14 protein-coding genes are annotated in these 17,166 nt (G+C 65.9%); 12 read left to right on the forward strand and 2 right to left on the reverse strand.

Going from position 1 to position 17,166, the window contains the following annotated elements:
* Positions 1-76: 76 nt before the first annotated feature.
* The 12 genes from ODR01_RS06550 to ODR01_RS06605 all read left to right on the forward strand — a co-directional run bounded on the left by ODR01_RS06550 (position 77) and on the right by ODR01_RS06605 (position 14,598).
* A complete protein-coding gene (locus ODR01_RS06550) occupies positions 77-2,038 on the forward strand; it encodes a tripartite tricarboxylate transporter permease (RefSeq protein ID WP_316976806.1) in 1,962 nt (653 codons plus the stop codon).
* Between the two features lie 87 nt (positions 2,039-2,125).
* On the forward strand, positions 2,126-3,787 hold the full coding sequence (locus tag ODR01_RS06555; RefSeq protein ID WP_316976807.1) for a peptide ABC transporter substrate-binding protein: 1,662 nt from the start codon (positions 2,126-2,128) through the stop codon (positions 3,785-3,787).
* 109 nt (positions 3,788-3,896) lie between these two features.
* Positions 3,897-5,003, forward strand: coding sequence for a glycerol dehydrogenase (locus ODR01_RS06560; RefSeq protein WP_316976808.1), 1,107 nt, complete (start codon positions 3,897-3,899; stop codon positions 5,001-5,003).
* Positions 5,004-5,113: 110 nt separating this feature from the next.
* Positions 5,114-6,085 carry an ABC transporter ATP-binding protein gene (locus ODR01_RS06565; protein WP_316976809.1) on the forward strand — a complete coding sequence of 324 codons (972 nt, stop codon included), beginning with the start codon at positions 5,114-5,116 and terminating at the stop codon, positions 6,083-6,085.
* The gene (locus ODR01_RS06570) at positions 6,082-7,077 is read left to right on the forward strand and encodes an ABC transporter ATP-binding protein (protein WP_316976810.1); all 996 of its coding nucleotides are present in this window, start codon (positions 6,082-6,084) and stop codon (positions 7,075-7,077) included. Before ODR01_RS06565 ends, ODR01_RS06570 begins: the two co-directional genes overlap by 4 nt.
* Positions 7,077-8,030, forward strand: coding sequence for an ABC transporter permease (locus ODR01_RS06575; RefSeq protein WP_316976811.1), 954 nt, complete (start codon positions 7,077-7,079; stop codon positions 8,028-8,030). Before ODR01_RS06570 ends, ODR01_RS06575 begins: the two co-directional genes overlap by 1 nt.
* On the forward strand, positions 8,027-8,941 hold the full coding sequence (locus ODR01_RS06580; RefSeq protein WP_316976812.1) for an ABC transporter permease: 915 nt from the start codon (positions 8,027-8,029) through the stop codon (positions 8,939-8,941). The genes ODR01_RS06575 and ODR01_RS06580 overlap by 4 nt, the downstream gene beginning before the upstream one ends.
* A 57-nt stretch (positions 8,942-8,998) precedes the next feature.
* On the forward strand, positions 8,999-10,438 hold the full coding sequence (locus ODR01_RS06585) for a mannose-1-phosphate guanylyltransferase/mannose-6-phosphate isomerase (RefSeq protein ID WP_316976813.1): 1,440 nt from the start codon (positions 8,999-9,001) through the stop codon (positions 10,436-10,438).
* A 314-nt stretch (positions 10,439-10,752) separates the two neighbouring features.
* Entirely contained in the window at positions 10,753-12,228 is a 1,476-nt protein-coding gene (locus ODR01_RS06590) for a thioredoxin-like domain-containing protein (protein ID WP_316976849.1), read from the forward strand.
* A gap of 255 nt (positions 12,229-12,483) precedes the next feature.
* Positions 12,484-13,698 (forward strand): 5-aminolevulinate synthase, encoded by a 1,215-nt coding sequence (gene hemA / locus ODR01_RS06595; RefSeq protein ID WP_316976814.1) that lies wholly within the window; start codon positions 12,484-12,486, stop codon positions 13,696-13,698.
* A 241-nt stretch (positions 13,699-13,939) separates the two neighbouring features.
* On the forward strand, positions 13,940-14,209 hold the full coding sequence (locus ODR01_RS06600; protein ID WP_316976815.1) for a type II toxin-antitoxin system Phd/YefM family antitoxin: 270 nt from the start codon (positions 13,940-13,942) through the stop codon (positions 14,207-14,209).
* Complete coding sequence (locus ODR01_RS06605) at positions 14,206-14,598, forward strand: type II toxin-antitoxin system VapC family toxin (RefSeq protein ID WP_316976816.1); 393 nt, start codon at positions 14,206-14,208, stop codon at positions 14,596-14,598. Before ODR01_RS06600 ends, ODR01_RS06605 begins: the two co-directional genes overlap by 4 nt.
* A gap of 254 nt (positions 14,599-14,852) precedes the next feature.
* Here ODR01_RS06605 and ODR01_RS06610 read toward each other — a convergent pair whose 3' ends face one another.
* Both ODR01_RS06610 and ODR01_RS06615 read right to left on the reverse strand, forming a co-directional pair.
* Positions 14,853-15,713 (reverse strand): abortive infection system antitoxin AbiGi family protein, encoded by an 861-nt coding sequence (locus ODR01_RS06610; protein ID WP_316976817.1) that lies wholly within the window; start codon positions 15,711-15,713, stop codon positions 14,853-14,855.
* Between the two features lie 151 nt (positions 15,714-15,864).
* Positions 15,865-17,142, reverse strand: coding sequence for a hypothetical protein (locus ODR01_RS06615; RefSeq protein ID WP_316976818.1), 1,278 nt, complete (start codon positions 17,140-17,142; stop codon positions 15,865-15,867).
* Positions 17,143-17,166: the final 24 nt, after the last annotated feature.

The following is a 17,166-nucleotide window of genomic DNA, read 5'->3' on the forward strand; positions in this document are numbered from 1 at the left end:
GCCGCCCTCCTTCTCTTCTCGACGAGGTAACGGCGGCATGGACTGGCTTGGCCCCGCAGTCGCGAACGTCTTCGCGTTGAGCAATTTGCTTTGGCTTTTCCTCGCCGTCGCCGGCGGCATCCTGGTCGGCGCCCTTCCCGGCCTCACCGGAACCATGGCCATCGCGCTGATGGTGCCCTTCACCTACCCGATGTCGCCGGAAACCGCCCTCATCGTTCTCGGCGGCATTTACGTCGGTGCCATGTATGGCGGCTCCATCTCGGCCATCCTCATCAACACGCCGGGCGTTCCGGCGTCGATCGCCACCACATTCGACGGCTACCCCATGGCCACCCAGGGACGGGCCGAGGAGGCCCTGTGCGCGGCGGCCACCGGTTCGGGCGTGGGCGGCCTGCTGGGAACGGTCGTCCTGCTGTTCTTCGCCCCGGCGCTGGCCGTGGTCGCGCTGAAGTTCGGCCCTCCCGAATACTTCTGGCTGGGCATCATGGGTCTCGCCATCATCGCCAACCTGGCGGCCAGCAACATCTACAAGGGGCTGTTCGGCGGGTTGATCGGCGTCCTGCTCAGCACGATCGGCCTGTCGCCCAGCACCGGCGAGGTTCGTCTGACCTTCGGCACCGCCGATCTTTTAAGCGGCGTCGAGGTCATCGTCGCCCTCATTGGGCTGTTCTGTCTGCCGCAGGTCATCATCATGGCCGAACAGGCGCACCGGCAGGAAGGACTGGTCCTTTTCAAGCCCGACCGCGGCCGCGCGCTCCGTACGTTCCTTGTGGTTCTCCGCTCATGGGGCAACCTCATCCGCTCGTCCGTCATCGGCACCGTCATCGGCATCATCCCCGGGGCCGGCGGCAACGTCGCCGGCCTTCTGGCCTACCAGGAGGTCGTGCGGGCCGGGCGCGACAAGGAGTCTTTCGGCAAGGGTAACATCCAGGGGGTCATCGCCTCGGAAACCGCCAACAATGCCGCCGTCGAGGGGTCGCTGGTTCCGCTGCTGACGCTGGGCATTCCCGGGTCGCCGCAGGCGGCGGTGCTCTATGGCGCGCTGTTGCTGCACGGCCTTAGGCCGGGCGCCGAGTTGTTCACCGGACGTGGCGCCGAAATCACCTATACCTTCATCCTGTCCTTCTTTCTCGGCAACCTCATCATGTTCGGCATCGGCATCTCGGCCTCGCGCCTCTACGCCCGGGCGCTCAATCTGCCCAACAACCTGCTGATGCCGGTTGTCCTGGCGCTTTCCGTGGTCGGCGCCTTCGCCGGGCGCAACAACCCGTTCGATGTCGGCATGATGCTGGCCCTGGGGCTGCTGGCCTACGGCGGCCTCAAGATCGGCCTGTCGGCGGCGCCGATCGCCTTGGGCATCATCCTCGGGCCCATCGCCGAGCGTGGCTTGGTCGAGTCCATGATGCTGTCCAGGGCCACCGGCGGTCTGTGGCAGCTTCTGTTCACGCGCCCGCTTTCGCTGGTCCTCATCGCCCTCACCCTGATCTCGGTGTTCTGGCCGGCGATCGTCAAGGCGTGGGGCCGCTGGCGGGGCAACGTCGCGGCGAAACGAGGCAAGGCCGGTGCGAAGGACGCCACCGGCCAGGTCGCCGGTTACCTGTGGCTGGGCATTCCCGGGTCGCTGATCGCCGGCGTTGCCCTCCAGCAACTGGTCGACGTCGACCTCCAGACGGCGGTGGTTCCCGGTGTCGCGTCCGCCCTGATCGCCCTTGTTTCGGCCGGCTTCGTGCTCAAGGCGGCGCAGATCCGGTTCCGGAGCGGGCCGGCGCCGCGCGCCGAACGTCACGGGACGGATCGTCGCCTTGCCGCGGTGGCGATGCTCGCGGCGGTGATCTATGCCGTCTTGATCCCGGCCCTTGGATTTTACGCAGCCACCTTTGCCGCCATCGTGTTTCTCGGCTGGATCCTTGAAATGCCGGATCGTCGCAACCGGCGATTGCCGCAGGTTCTCCTGATGGCGGTTGTCCTTTGCGGCGCCTTCTATGTCGTTTTTGGCATGATTTTCCACGTGCCGTTCCCGACCGGACTGTTGCTCTAGCCGGGCGGCTCGCGATTCCGGGTTGCCAAAACGGCCGCCGACCGGAATGCTCAGCCGTGCGATGGACGAGGTGGCGGGAGACGGCGGATGATGCGGCGGTTCGGACGATCGGCGTTGGTTGCGGCCCTGGTCTGGGGGCTGGCCGGGGCCGCCCAGGCGGCCAAGGACGAGCTGGTCATCGGCATCACCCAGTTCCCCTCGACCTTCCATCCCAGCATCGACGCCATGGCGGCCAAAAGCTACGTGCTCGGCATGACGCGCCGCCCCTTCACCACCTTCGATGCGAACTGGAAGCTGGTGTGCATGCTGTGCACCGAGCTGCCCACCATCGAGAACGGCCTGGCCAGGCCCGAGCGCACGCCGGACGGCCGGCGCGGCATCGCCGTCACCTACACCATCCGCCCGGACGCCTTCTGGGGCGACGGCGTGCCGGTGACCACCAAGGACGTGCAGTTCACCTGGGAGGTCGGGCGCAACCCGAAGAGCGGGCTGACCAACATCGAGCTCTACCGCAGCCTTTACAAGGTCGATGCCGCCGACGACAAGACCTTCACGCTGCACTTCGACAAGCTCGGCTTCGACTATGCCGCCATCAACGATTTCGATCTGCTGCCGGCTCACGTCGACAAGGTGCCGTTCGCCAACCCCGCCGAGTACCGGCACCGCACCGCGTTCGACACCGATACCCTGAACGAGGGCCTCTACTTCGGTCCCTATGTGATCGCCGAGGTGAAGACCGGCGCCCACGTCGTGCTGGAGCCCAATCCCCGCTGGTGGGGGCCGAAGCCGCATTTCCGGCGCATCGTGGTCAGGGTGATCGAAAACACCGCGGCGTTGGAGGCCAACCTGCTGTCGGGGGCCATCGACATGATCGCCGGCGAATTGGGCCTCACCCTCGATCAGGCCCTGGCCCTGGAAAAGCGCCAGGGCGGGCGCTTCGCCTTCGTCTATAAGCCGAGCCTGGTCTACGAGCACGTCGACCTCAACCTCGACAACCCGATCCTCGCCGACAAGCGGGTGCGCCATGCCCTGATCTATGCGCTGGATCGCGAGGCGATCAGCCAGCAGCTTTTCGCCGGCCGCCAGCCGGTGGCCCACACCAGCGTGAGCCCGCTCGACGAGGTCTATGCCGACGACGTTCCCCGCTATGCCTACGATCCCAAGCGGGCGATCCGGCTGCTGGCCGAGGCGGGGTGGGACCGCACCCGCAACGGGCTTCGCGTCAACGCCAAGGGCGAGCCGCTGTCGCTGGAAATCATCACTACCGCCGGCGACCGCACCCGCGAGCTGGTCCAGCAGGTGCTGCAAAGCCAGTGGCGCCAGGTCGGCATCGACGTGCGCATCAGAAACCAGCCGGCCCGCGTCATGTTCAGCCAGAGCGTGACGCCGCGGAAGTTCCCCGCCATGGCCATGTACGCCTGGATGAGTTCGCCCGAGAACGTGCCGCGCACGACGCTGCATTCGGCCCACATCCCGAGTGCGGCCAACGGCTATGCCGGCCAGAACTATCCCGGCTTCAGGAACGCCGAGATGGACGACCTGCTCGACCGCATTGAGGTCGAACTAGATTTAGCCAAGCGCAAGGCCCTGTGGCGGCGCCTCCAGGAGATCTACGTCGAGGAACTGCCGGCCATCCCCCTCTTCTTCCGCGCCGCCGCCTTCGTCCTTCCCAGGTGGCTGAAGGGCGTGGAGCCGACCGGCCACCAGTATCCGACGACCCTGTGGGTGGAGAACTGGCGTCCGGGTTGACGCAGGCATCGCGGCAACCCTATTCCAACTCTGTATCGCCGCCGGGAGGAACCGACGGCAGGCGGACATGTCCAGTCCGCTGCCATCCCCTGCAACAAAGGAGTTCATCATGCTGACAACCGCCGTCTTCCCAGGTCGATACGTCCAGGGCGCGGGCGCCCTTTCCGTCCTGGGTGAGGAAGCCGCACGGCTTGGCAAGCGCGCCCTCGTGCTGATGGACCCCTTCGTCGCCAAAACCCTTGCCGACGCGATCGGCAAGGGCATGTCCGGCAAGATCGAAACCGTCGACGAGGTTTTCACCGGAGAATGCTGCGATCCGGAAATCGACCGCCTGAAGACGTTGCTCGCCGACCGCCACGCCGATGTCGTTGTCGGGATCGGCGGCGGCAAGACGCTCGATACCGCCAAGGCCGTTGCCCACGCCGGCGGACTGCCGCTTGTCGTCGTGCCGACCCTCGCCTCGACCGATGCGCCGTGCAGCGCCCTTTCCGTCATCTACACGCCCGAGGGAGAGTTCGCCCGCTACCTGCTGTTGCCCCGAAATCCGGATGTCGTTCTGGTGGATACCGCAGTCATCGCCAAGGCGCCGCCGCGCTTCCTGTCGGCCGGCATGGGCGACGCCCTGTCGACCTGGTTCGAGGCCGAAAGCTGCCGCGTGGCCCGGGCCGCCAACATGAGCGGGCGGCTTGGCCCGATGACCGCCTATGCGCTGGCCAGGCTGTGTTTCGACACCCTGATGGAACATGGGCCGTTGGCGCTGCGGGCGGTCGAACAAGGCGCGGTAACGCCCTCCCTCGAGAAGGTGGTCGAGGCCAACACGCTGCTTTCGGGCCTGGGCTTCGAAAGCGGCGGATTGGCGGCTTGCCACGCCATCCACAACGGCCTGACCGTGCTGCCGGAGACCCACAAGTTCTGGCATGGCGAAAAGGTGACCATTGGGGTTCTGGCGTCGCTTTTCCTGACCGGCCGGCCGCCGGAGTTGGTCGAGATGGTCTACGACTTTTGCGAGGCGGTCGATCTGCCGACCACCCTTGCCGACATCGGCCTGGCCGACGTTTCCGACGACGCCCTCATGCGGGTTGCCGAGGCCACCTGCGCCGCCGGCGAGACCATCCACAACGAGCCCCACGAGATCAGCCCGCAGACGGTCCTGTGGGCTTTGAAGACCGCCGATGCCGAAGGTCGACGCCGCAAAGAGATCCTGACGGCCGCGTAAGTCTCAAAGCAAGCCGTTCCTCCGGCACGCAACGATCCTGTCGCTTTCCCGCCGTCTCTGGCAAACTGGCGCGGGGAAGCCACCCTGCCGTGAGAGGGGGCAGAGAACGCATGCCGCGTCAGCCCGTGCTTGAAGTCCGCGATCTGACGGTGACGTTCGCCGGCGAGCGCGGCGTGGCGCGCGTGGTGGACGGCGTGTCCTTCGACCTGACGCCGGGGCGCACCCTCGGCCTGGTCGGCGAAAGCGGCTGCGGCAAGTCGCTCACGGCGCTGGCCCTGCTTGGGCTGGTGCCGCCGCCGGGGCGGATCGCCGGGGGAACCGTGCGGCTCGATGGCCGGGACCTCCTGCTCCTCCCCGAGGCGGAACTGGATGCCGTGCGCGGCCGGCGCGTCGCCATGATCTTCCAGGAACCGATGACGGCGCTGAACCCTGTGTTTCCGGTCGGCGACCAGATCGCCGAGGTGTTGCGCGTCCACGCCGCGACGCCGCGCCGCCAGGCCCAGGAGGCCGCCATCGCCATGATGGCCCGGGTCGGCATCGCCGACGCCGGGGCGCGGGCCGGCGACTATCCGCACCAGCTTTCCGGCGGCATGCGCCAGCGCGTCATGATCGCCATGGCCATGATCTGCCGCCCCGACGTGCTGATCGCCGACGAGCCGACCACCGCGCTCGACGTCACGGTGCAGGCCCAGATCCTCGATCTCATGCTGGAGATGCAGGCGGAATTCGGCACCGCCATCCTGTTCATCAGCCACGACCTGGCCGTGGTCTCCGAGGTCGCCGACGAGGTGATGGTGATGTACGCCGGACGCATCGTCGAGCGCTCGCCGGCCGTCTCGCTGTTCGGCGCCCCCCTGCATCCCTATACCCTGGGCCTGTTGCAGTCCCTGCCCCGGGTCGACCGCCGCACGGGACGGCTGCCGGCCATGCGGGGCGGCGTGCCCGATCCCTGCGCCCTGCCCCGTGGCTGTCGCTATTCGGACCGCTGCCCGGAGGTCGAAAACAAGTGCCGGACCCGCGATCCGGCGCTGAACGGCGCCGGCGCCGGGCGGTGGGTGGCCTGCGTCAAGGTGGCGCCATGACGGGCAGCCCGCTGATCGAGGCCCGCGGCCTCGTCAAGGATTTTCCGGTCGGAGCGCGCCGCCTGTTCGGCCGCCCGGCCGCCCGGCTGCGGGCGGTCAATGGCGTCGACCTGCATCTGGAGGCCGGCGAGACCCTGGCCGTGGTCGGCGAAAGCGGCTGCGGCAAGACGACGCTGACCCGCCTGCTCGCCCTGATGGCGAAGCCGGACGCCGGCAGCGTGCGCTTCGAGGGCCTCGACGTCACCTCCCTCGACCGCCGGGCCTTAAAGCCGATGCGTCGGCGCGTCCAGATCGTCTATCAGGACCCCTACGAGTCGCTGAACCCCCGCCTGACGATCGGCGCCATCGTCGGCGAGCCGCTGGCCATCCACGGCATCGGCGACGCCGCCCTGCGCCGCCGGCGCGTCGTCGAGGTGATCGCGGCGGTCGGCCTGGCCGGCATCGACATCGACGGCTATCCGCACCAGTTCAGCGGCGGCCAGCGCCAGCGCATCGCCATCGCCCGCGCCCTGGCGGTGGAACCCAGCCTGATCATCGCCGACGAGCCGGTCTCGGCGCTCGACGTTTCCATCCGCGGCCAGATCCTCAACCTGCTGGCCGACATCAAGCGCCAGCAGGGCGTCTCCTTCCTGCTGATCAGCCACGACCTGGCGGTGGTCCGCCACGTCGCCGACCGCGTCGCCGTCATGTATCTGGGGCGCATCGTCGAGGAGGCGCCGACCGACAAGCTGTTCGACAATCCCCGCCATCCCTACACCCGGGCGCTGCTGGCGGCGGTGCCGGCGGTCGGGCGCGGCAAGCGGCGGCCGGGCGCGGCCGACACCCTGCAGGGCGAGGTGCCGAGTGCGATGGACACGGTCGCCGGCTGCCCCTTCAACCCGCGCTGCCGGGTCACCCTGGCGCCCTGCTTCCATACCCTGCCGGGCCTGGAGCCGGCGCTCGGCGACGAAACCCACCGCGCGGCCTGCCATCTTCGGGACGAGAGGTGGTGATGGCCCGCTTCCTGCTTCATCGCCTGTGGCAATCGCTTCTCGTGCTGGCCGTCATGTCCTTCGTCATCTACGGCCTGATGGGCCTGATGCCGGGCGATCCCATCGACCTGATGATCAGTTCCAACCCGCACGTCACCTCGGAGGACGCGGCGCGGCTGCGCTCGCTCTACGGCCTCGACAAGCCCATCGTCGAGCGCTACGGCAACTGGCTTCAGGCGGCGCTTGCGGGGGACCTGGGGTATTCGCGCACCTACGCGCGGCCGGTGCCGGAGGTGTTGGCCCCGGCGCTGGTCAACACGCTGTGGCTGCTGGGCTCGACGCTCGTCCTTTCCATCCTCATCGCGTTGCCGGCCGGCATCCTGGCGGCGGCGCGTCCCTATTCGCGCTTCGACTACACCGTCAACCTGCTGGCCTTCGCCGGCATCTCGGTGCCGGTGTTCTGGCTGGGCCTGCTGCTGATCATGGTGTTCGCCGTCATGCTGGGCGCGCTGCCGGCCGGCGGCACCGGGGCGATCGGCGACGCCGGCCTGTGGGAGCGCCTGCGCTATCTGATCTTGCCGGTGGCGACCTTGACGCTGGCCAGCGTCGGCGGCCATACCCGCTACGTGCGCGCGGCGATGATCGAGGTGCTGCGCCAGGATTACATCCGCATGGCGCGGGCCAAGGGCGTCGGGCGCCTGCGCGTGCTGTTCCGCCATGCGTTGCGCAACGCGATGATCCCGGTCGTCACCGTGCTGGCCCTCGATTTGGGGTTCCTGTTCTCCGGCGCCCTGGTGACCGAAACCATCTTCGCCTACCCGGGCATGGGCAAGATGATCTTCGACGCCATCATGGGCAACGACTTCAACCTGGCGCTGGTGGCCCTGCTGTTCGCCACCCTGCTGACCCTGGCCGGCAACCTGCTGGCCGATCTCGCCTACGCCTGGCTGGACCCGAGGATCTCCTACCGATGACGGCGCTGGCCCCCGCACGGACGCCTTTCGGCCTGGCGATGGTCCGGTTCCGGCGCCATCGGCTGGCGGTAGCGAGCCTCGCCCTCCTGGTCCTCCTCGCCCTGCTGGCGGCGGCGGCGCCATTGATCGCCTGGGTGCTCGGCGTCGACGGCGAGACGGTCGACCTGATGGCCCGCTTCGCCGGACCGTCCGCCGCCCACCCGCTCGGCACCGACGAGCTCGGCCGCGACGTTCTGGTGCGCCTGCTGTACGGCGGCCAGGTGTCGCTCATGGTCGGCCTCACGGCGGCGCTGGCCTCGGCGGTGATCGGCACCGCCATCGGCCTTCTCGCCGGCCATTTCGGCGGCCGTCTGGATGCCCTCCTCATGCGCCTGACCGACGGCGTCATCGCCCTGCCGCTGCTGCCGCTGCTGATCGTGCTGGCGGCGCTCGATCTCGGCAAGCTGGGCCTGCCGGAGGGCCTGGTGGGGTCCGAGGCGGTCAGTCTCTATCGCATCGTCGCCATCGTCGCCCTGGTCGGCTGGACCACCGTGGCGCGCCTGGTCAGGGGGTCGGCGCTGGCCCTGCGCGAGCGCGATTTCGTGCAGGCGGCCATCGCCCAGGGGGCCGGGCCGCTGCGCGTCATGGGCGTGCACATCCTGCCCAACCTCGCCTCGCCCATCATCGTCGCCACCACCCTTTCGGCCGGCAACGTCATCCTTCTCGAATCGGTGCTGAGCTTCCTCGGCCTCGGCATCCAGCCGCCGATGCCGAGCTGGGGAAACCTGCTCACCAACGCGCAGGAGCTGATCTGGTCGGCGCCGGCGCTGGCCTTCTATCCCGGCATCCTTATTTTCCTCACCGTCATCGCGCTCAATTTCCTGGGCGACGGCCTGCAGGACGCCCTCGACCCCAAGGCGACGGCACGCTAGACGCCGGGCCGGAAGGCATCCAATATGCGGCTGGCCAAGGCAACAGGAGAACGCGCGATGACGGAAAAGACTCTCCGGGCCGGCAGGCTTTATCCGGTCATCCTGTCGGGGGGTGCCGGAACCCGGCTGTGGCCGCTGTCGCGCCAGTCCTTTCCCAAGCAGCTGCTGGCCCTCGATACCAAGCGAAGCATGCTTCAGGAGACGGCGCTGCGCGTCGACGGCGTCGGTTTCGCGGCACCGACCGTGGTGTGCAACGACGAACACCGCTTCATCGTCGCCGAACAACTGCGCGAGACCGGAATCAAGCCCCGCGCCATTCTGCTCGAGCCGGTGGGCCGCAATACGGCGCCGGCCGTCGCCGCCGCCGCCATCGATTTGATGCGCAACGACCCCGAGGCGGTCATGCTGGTGCTGCCTTCCGACCACGTGGTGCGTGACGTCGCCGCCTTCCGCTCCGCCGCCGCCACGGCCGCCGCCGCCGCCATGCGCGGCGCCCTGGTGACCTTCGGCATCCCGGCCGAGGGGCCGGAAACCGGCTATGGCTACATCCGCCGGGGCGCGCCATTCGAAGAGGTCGAGGGGTGTTTCCGGGTCGAACGCTTCGTCGAGAAGCCCGACCTCGCGACCGCCGAGGCCTATCTGGCCGAGGGCGGCTACGACTGGAACAGCGGCATGTTCGTCTTCCGGGCCGCCACCTATCTGGCCGAACTGGAGCGCCTGAAGCCGGGTTTGGCGGCGGGCTGCCGGGCCGCGCTCGCGGCCGGACGGCCCGACCTCGACTTCGTCCGGCTGGACGAGGCGGCCTTCGCGGCATGCGAGAGCATCTCCATCGATTATGCCGTCATGGAGCGGGCCACATCGGCCGTCGTGGTTCCGGTGACGATGGGCTGGAACGACGTCGGGTCGTGGTCCGCGCTGTGGGATGTCGGGGAAAAAAATGTCGATGATAACGTCTGTTACGGCGATGTCTTGATCAACAACGTCAAGAATTCCTACGTCCGCAGCGGGGGTCCCCTGACGGCGGTGCTGGGCCTGGAGGGGGTGGTCGTCGTGGTGACCGACGACGTCGTCCTGGTGGCGTCGCGCGACCACGCCCAGGACGTCAAACAGTTGGTCGAGACCCTGGAGGCGAACGGCCGGACGGAACACCGCGTCAACACCACCCTCTACCGTCCCTGGGGGCGCCACCAGGTGGTCGACCGCGGCCCCCGCTTCCAGGTCAAGCGGATCACCGTCGCGCCCGGCGGCACGCTCAGCCTCCAGAAGCATCATCGCCGGGCTGAACACTGGATCGTCGTTTCGGGCGTCGCCAGGGTGACGCGCGGCGACGAGGTCTTCACCCTCCGCGAGAACGAATCGACCTACATCCCGCTGGGCGCCGTGCATCGGCTGGAAAATCCCGGTCCCGATGTCCTGCGCATGATCGAGGTGCAGTCGGGCGACTATCTCGGCGACGACGACGTCGAGCGTCTCGAGGACGCTTACGGCCGCTGCTGAGCGGCCTTCCCGCCTGTGAATAACCCTGTGCATAATGCTGTGCATTGTTTTTGCGGATCGGGGATATCTTCCCGACGGCCCTTGCCGACCAACGCGTTGACGGCGGACGGCGAGTTGTGCACAGGGCGGCCGTTCGATGCCCCGGCTCGCCGCCGATCAGCCCGAAAAACCGCTGGAAAGCGGCCGCGTCCCCCCCACATAGAGAAAGTCCCGGGGACGGGATAAGTCCGGGGCCGCGAAGGGCACGCCAAAGGCGCGCGACGACACCGGGAAGTCAAACTTAGAAGCTTGCGGGGATCTCGTCTTTGACGCGGATGTACGGCTTGACGCGCGCGCCGGAACTCGACCGGCCGGGGCTCACTTGGTTCAACGTCGAGAGCCCTCTCGGCCTGGCCGACCTGCGTGGCCGGCTCGTCATCCTGGATTTCTGGACCTTCTGCTGCATCAACTGCCTGCATGTCGTGCCGACGCTGCGGCGGCTCGAAGAGCGCTTCCCCGGCGAGATCGCCATCATCGGCGTCCATTCGCCGAAGTTTTCCGCCGAACAGGACCCCGAAAACCTGCGCCACGCCATCGCCCGCTGCGGCGTGAACCATCCGGTCGTGCACGATCCGGACATGATCCTGTGGGACGCCTACTGCGTGAAGGCCTGGCCGACCCTGGTGTTCGTCGGTCCCGACGGCCGCATCTTCGGCGACATGACCGGCGAACCCGACGCCGAGCGGCTGCTGGCGGGCGTCGGCGCCATGCTGTGCGGCTGGAGGGAACAGGGCCTGATCGCTCCTGCCCCGCTTGCCCTGCGCCCGGTCGAGGAGACGGGCGGCGCGCTGCGCTTTCCCGGCAAGATCAAGCCGCTTCCGCGGGCCGACGGCGGCCGGCAGTGGGCCATCGCCGACAGCGGCCATCACCAGATCGTGCTGTTCGACGACGCGGGCGGCGAGATTCGCCGGTTCGGGTCCGGGCGGCGGGGCTTCATGGACTGCGAGGCCGAAACCAGCCGCTTCGACTCGCCGCAGGGCCTGATCTGCCGCGAGGACGCCATCTTCGTCGCCGATACCGGCAACCACGCCATCCGCCGCATCGACCTCGCCAGCGGACGGACGGTGACGCTGGCCGGCACCGGAAAGCGCGGCTGCGCGCTGAAAAACGGCGGCACGCCGGCGGCCGAGGCGGAGCTGGCCTCGGTATGGGACCTCGAACTGGTCGGCGAGCGCCTGTTTTTCGCCAACAGCGGCACCCACCAGCTGGGCGAGCTGGATCTCGCCGCCCACACCGTGCGGCCGCTGGCCGGCTCCAGCGCCGAGGACATCGAGGACGGCCCCGCGCTCAAGGCCCGTCTCGCCCAGCCCAGCGGCCTGGCCCGCAACGGCGACGGCCGCATCCTTTATTTTGCCGACAGCGAGACCTCGGCGGTGCGCCGGCTTTCGCTCGACGGGACGCCGACGGTGGAAACCCTGGTCGGGGCCGGCCTGTTCGACTTCGGCGACGCCAACGGCCCCTTCGGCGAGGCCCGCTTCCAGCATCCGCTGGGCCTGGCGTGGTGCGACGGCCAGGTGATCGTCGCCGACAGCTACAACGGCAAGCTTCGGATTCTTGACCTGGATCATGGCCAGGTTCGGGATGTGGAGGAAAATGGCTTCGATTGCGCCGACGACGCGCGCCTGCCGGCCGGCGAGCCGGCCGGGGTCGCCGCCGCCGGCCCGGGACGATTGCTGATGACCGACACCAACAACCACCGGGTGCTGGAGGTGTTGACGGAAGAAAGGGTGTTGCGAACCTGGACGCGGTAACGAGAGCATTTTCCGCTCAGGCGGGATCATCTTCATCGTCACCCCCGCGAACGCGGGGGTCCACGAGTGACGGAGCGGTTGCCCTGGATTCCCGCGTTCGCGGGAATGACGACCAATGAAGGGGTGATTCCGGGCGGCCGCAGAATGCTCCAACCGAGGAAACGAAGTTTCGTTCATCGCCCGGCAGCTTTCCTTGCCGCGGCGGGCCGCCTGGGGTTACAGTCCCCGGGTGGCGTTCCCGAAGGATAGTAGGCAATGGATTACGAGCAGTTTTTTGCTTCCAAGATCGACGAACTGAAATCCGAAGGCCGGTATCGCATTTTCGCCGACCTGGAGCGCCACGCCGGCGCCTTCCCCCGCTCGACCTATTACGCCGAGGACGGCAGCGCGAAGGAGGTCACCGTCTGGTGCTCCAACGACTACATGGGCATGGGGCAGCACCCCGAGACCCTGGCCGCCATGCACGAGGCGATCGAGCGCTGCGGCGCCGGGGCCGGCGGCACCCGCAACATCTCGGGCACCAACCACTATCACGTCCTGCTGGAGAACGAGCTGGCCGACCTGCACGGCAAGCAGGCGGCCTTGGCCTTCGGGTCCGGCTGGATGGCCAACGAGACCACGCTGCGCACGCTGGGCACGATGATTCCGGAATGCGTCATCGTCTCGGATTCCAAGAACCACAATTCGATGATCGAGGGCATCCGCCACTCCAAGGCCGCCAAGAAGATCTTCAAGCACAACGACGTCCGCGACCTCGAGCGCATCCTGGCCGAGTTGCCGCGCCAGACGCCGAAGCTGGTGGCCTTCGAATCGGTCTATTCGATGGACGGCGACATCGCCCCCATCGCCGACATCGTCGACGTGTCCGAGAAGCACGGCGCCATGACCTATCTGGATGAGGTCCACGCGGTCGGCATGTACGGCCGGCGCGGCGGCGGGGTTGCCGAACGCGACGGCCAGATGGCCCGCCTCACCGTCATCCAGGGCACGCTGGCCAAGGCTTTCGGCGTGGTCGGCGGCTATATCGCCGGATCGGCGGCGATGTGCGACTTCGTCCGCTCCTATGGCTCGGGCTTCATCTTCTCGACCTCGATGCCGCCGGCGGTGGCGGCCGGCGCGCTGGCCAGCATCCGCCACCTGAAGAAGCACCCCGAACTGCGCGAAAGGCACCAGGAACGGGCGGCCACGCTGAAGCGGCGCCTGACCCAGGCCGGCTTCCCGGTGATGCCCTCGGTCAGCCACATCGTGCCGTTGTTCGTCGGCGAGCCGGTGGCCTGCCGCCAGGCCAGCCGGGAACTGCTGGAGCGCCACGACATTTACGTGCAGGCCATCAACTTCCCGACCGTCGAGCGCGGCGCCGAGCGCCTGCGCATCACGCCGACGCCGCTGCACACCGACGCCGACATGGACCACTTGGTGGCGGCGCTCAAGGACGTGTGGGCCCGCCTGGGATTGAAGGCGGCGGCCTGAGCCGGACGAGATCATCCCATCGTCACCCCGCGCAGGCGGGGGCCAGGGCCGGTGGCGGAGCGGTTGCCGTGGAGCGACGCTGCGCATCCCCTTCGTGCGCCCGCCATTGTGGTTTGACACGGCCCCGCCACCTTGCCGGGCGGCAGACATCGGTAAGCCTGTCTCCGGCCCCTACGGCGAACGCCGTTCTTGACGTGGCTCCTCTATGTGTACATACTGTGTGAACACAAAAGAGGACGCCATGAGCGAACGAATTCCCGAAAATGACCAGCCGCGGAAAGTCGGGGTGCGTGAATTCCGGGGAAACCTGACGGCCTTCCTGCGCCAGGTGCGCCAGGGACAAACGCTGCTCGTGACGTCCCACGATCAGGTCGTTGCCGAACTCCATCCTCCGGCGGCCCAGTACCGGGCCGCGCGGCAACCGGGTGCGCTTCGGGGCAAGATCCGCATGGGCGCGGATTTCGATCGGCTTCCCGAGGACGTGTTGGACGCCATGGAAGGCGGCCAGTGAAGATCCTTCTGGATACCCATGCGCTGCTTTGGTGGCTGGCCGACAGCGACAGGCTGGGGGAAAAGGCCCGGAAACTGGTTGCCGACCCGGCGAACGATATCCTGGTCAGCATGGCGTCGTTCTGGGAAATCGCCGTGAAAATCAGGGTCGGCCGGTTGGAAGCGGACCTGGAGGAGATCATGACGGCCGTCTCCTCGGAAGGGTTCACTCTTCTGGAAATCGCCCGGTCGCACTGCCGGACGTTGATGACCCTGCCCGTGCATCACCGCGATCCTTTCGATCATCTGCTGATCGCCCAGGCCATCACGGAAAACGCCCTCTTCCTTTCAGAAGATGGCCATGCCTCCTCCTATCCGGTCCAGGTCATGCGTTGTTCGTCCGGCGCGTGAGCGGTCAAGCCGGCTTTCGTGCATTCATGCCGGCCGCCACCGCCGGATCGACGGCGAGCCCGCGGCCGAACGGTGAAATGCGTTCGGCCCACCCCGGCCCGCCAGCCTTGATCGCTGCCGAGAGACGATTGGGTTGCTCGTGACCTATAGGTGACGTTGGCCATGTCTGGGCCGGACGGCAGCTCAGCGCCCACCCCGTCGGTCCGCAGGTTGGTGCGGGTTCCCGACAGCGGACGTTGCTGAGCAACCAGCCTTTAAAAATTTCTGCAAGCGTCTACTGTCACTTCGATAGGCCAGTTTCCTCGAACTGGACTCCGAAGGCCCTCAACTTGGTTTCCATGATCGGGAGTAGTTTTGATTCGTTCGATTTCGCGGTGGACTCCATAGCTATCTTCCCAGCGAGCTTTGTTCTTCACACCCAAGGAAGGGTATATGATCATTGCAAACCATCCGTCTAAGGGGATCAGGTATTTCAGCCTCTCCTGTTGCTCAGGAGGTAATCCATTGAAATATTTGTTCTCTTCAACGTTCGCGCTATCCCTCGGATCAACGATTTTGCGATCCTTTAAATGTTCATCGAATAGCAAAATTCGCCATTCGGATTCAGCATAGAGCTCGTAGGTCAACTCTGTCTGATCACTGTTCATCGGCTTGAAAAAATTCAATAACCTCCGGTCTCGCAAGTCTTGCCAACATGCCATGAGAAACATGTCGTCCGCTTTTGTGTCAGCAAACCCATAGTACGCCAAGGGTCTCCCATGCCGCTGAAATAAGAAGGGCCTTTTGACGCCGATCCCGAGACGCCCATAGCGTCTGGCGTGCCTCCTCGAGTCCGAAAGCTTGAGTTCCGTGAAACAGCATTGCGGCGTTGGCGGAATCGTGATCTTGGAGCCTCCGACAGAAACCTCGCGCTCACTCTCCTCGGTCATCCACAACCCGTATGTGAGGATGCTTTGAAGACGCTGCGCATAGAGGTCCTCAACAATGGGATCGGGCTTCGAACGATGGTCTCCGTCATACCATTTCGGATCATGGGCTTGATCGATGTCCTTGCCCGTCCAATGGATCAAAAAATCGGAATGAACGGCACGGTCGTAGCTAAGCTCCACATCCATTTGTCGCCCCCTCCACGCTTCCTTTCCATGCGTTTGGATAATGCGCTACCAAACGCCCACCTTGGGTCACTTCTTCCGAATAGGCCACACACCGCGTCCGACTGAATCGTGCCAGGAAGAGACGTAGGTCGTTTCCCTTCGGCCCGGCTCTTTAACTTACTGACTCAGGCGAATTCGGCAGCCCTGTGGCTTCCAATTCAACCGCGCGAAGCCGCGCAAGGTTTATTTTCTGAGCCAATCTAAATTCGCTATCGGCATCGGTGCCCAACACCGTCGCCATCTCAGCGAGAAGATCTGGGTGCATCTGGAAATATTCGTGTGAAATCAACGCGGCCAATGCTCCGAGTACGTTGCTGTAACCGAACACCTTGTCGCCAGACAAATTGCTTCGGGCGGCGCGTAACGCATCGATAGTGCGCCCCATTCGGTGTAAGGCCAAAAAAAGGAAGTACCCTATGTCGGCATAACAAGATCGTTTGTCGAGATGGCTAATAAGATAGTTCTCCAATCTGGTTTTCTCAGCACTGGCCATTGATCCATGCATCTTCAACAGAGCCTTAAGAGTCCGCGACTCCAACTGCTTGGATTGGCCTTGGTCCCAGAGTAGCTTCGGTATCTCGCCCTCCGTCGTCCATCCACCGTTGGGCTCGCTCTGAAGCCCGATATTTAGACTACCGAGGCCTCCCCGTACGCGGCCACGCGCAGCGTAACTTCGCCGTTCCTCATCTAAGACAATATCGATACGTTCATTTGTACCACCGTGAGCCCACTCCGGCGGCGCGGACAGCACGTCGGTGGTTGCGGGTTTTGCGAAAGGCCGCATCTGCGACAAAAGGCTTTTGATGCGACGCTCCCAAGAGATTCGTGGAGGCAAGGCATCAGATGTCGGCACTGCGATACGTTTCAGGCGGTACTCATGGCCGAGATGGTCCTTCAAGACGAGCGTAGCTCGTAGAGGTCTACCCTGTCGCCCAAGAATGCCGCGGAACATAATATGCACCGATGCCGGCGCTACAGAGTGGGCCAGAACGGGATGCTTACTACTGTAGTAAGCGTTCTCGTGGCTCGGTAGCATGACATCCGCGTGGACGATCTTTCCCTTTTTCTTGGGCCAGCGGAGCGAAACACCGACGATAAGGACGGGGCGATCAGTGACATTTGCCGTGGTTATTTCAAAGGAAAGCTGGGAAATAAAGCTGTCGTCTCGTTGTCGAGCGAGGTGCCACCAGCAGCGGTGGTCAAGCAGCGTGAATCGCAGGGGCTTAGCACCTGTACCATTCCTTCGTTCGCGTGTTGTAGCAACTGCTAGATCAACCGAGCGAGCTAAGACGAGAATGGTAAAAGTGATTGCAGAAACCCACGCCCATGCTCCCCAAGTAGTTCGAAAGTTGGTCAGGTCTGCTCCGCCGAATGTGGGTAGGAACAGCACGGCGTACGCGGATACGGCGAGGCC

The sequence above is a fragment of the Shumkonia mesophila genome (assembly GCF_026163695.1).
In the GTDB taxonomy this organism is placed as follows: domain Bacteria; phylum Pseudomonadota; class Alphaproteobacteria; order Rhodospirillales; family Shumkoniaceae; genus Shumkonia; species Shumkonia mesophila.

Coding starts and splice junctions, on each gene's coding strand:
- ODR01_RS06570 (WP_316976810.1), top strand. CDS start 6,082: ATGACGGGCAGCCCGCTGATCGAGGCCCGCGGCCTCGTCAAGGATTTT.
- ODR01_RS06580 (WP_316976812.1), top strand. CDS start 8,027: ATGACGGCGCTGGCCCCCGCACGGACGCCTTTCGGCCTGGCGATGGTC.
- ODR01_RS06560 (WP_316976808.1), top strand. CDS start 3,897: ATGCTGACAACCGCCGTCTTCCCAGGTCGATACGTCCAGGGCGCGGGC.
- hemA (WP_316976814.1), top strand. CDS start 12,484: ATGGATTACGAGCAGTTTTTTGCTTCCAAGATCGACGAACTGAAATCC.
- ODR01_RS06590 (WP_316976849.1), top strand. CDS start 10,753: ATGTACGGCTTGACGCGCGCGCCGGAACTCGACCGGCCGGGGCTCACT.
- ODR01_RS06610 (WP_316976817.1), bottom strand. CDS start 15,713: ATGGATGTGGAGCTTAGCTACGACCGTGCCGTTCATTCCGATTTTTTG.
- ODR01_RS06600 (WP_316976815.1), top strand. CDS start 13,940: ATGAGCGAACGAATTCCCGAAAATGACCAGCCGCGGAAAGTCGGGGTG.
- ODR01_RS06555 (WP_316976807.1), top strand. CDS start 2,126: ATGATGCGGCGGTTCGGACGATCGGCGTTGGTTGCGGCCCTGGTCTGG.
- ODR01_RS06565 (WP_316976809.1), top strand. CDS start 5,114: ATGCCGCGTCAGCCCGTGCTTGAAGTCCGCGATCTGACGGTGACGTTC.
- ODR01_RS06585 (WP_316976813.1), top strand. CDS start 8,999: ATGACGGAAAAGACTCTCCGGGCCGGCAGGCTTTATCCGGTCATCCTG.
- ODR01_RS06575 (WP_316976811.1), top strand. CDS start 7,077: ATGGCCCGCTTCCTGCTTCATCGCCTGTGGCAATCGCTTCTCGTGCTG.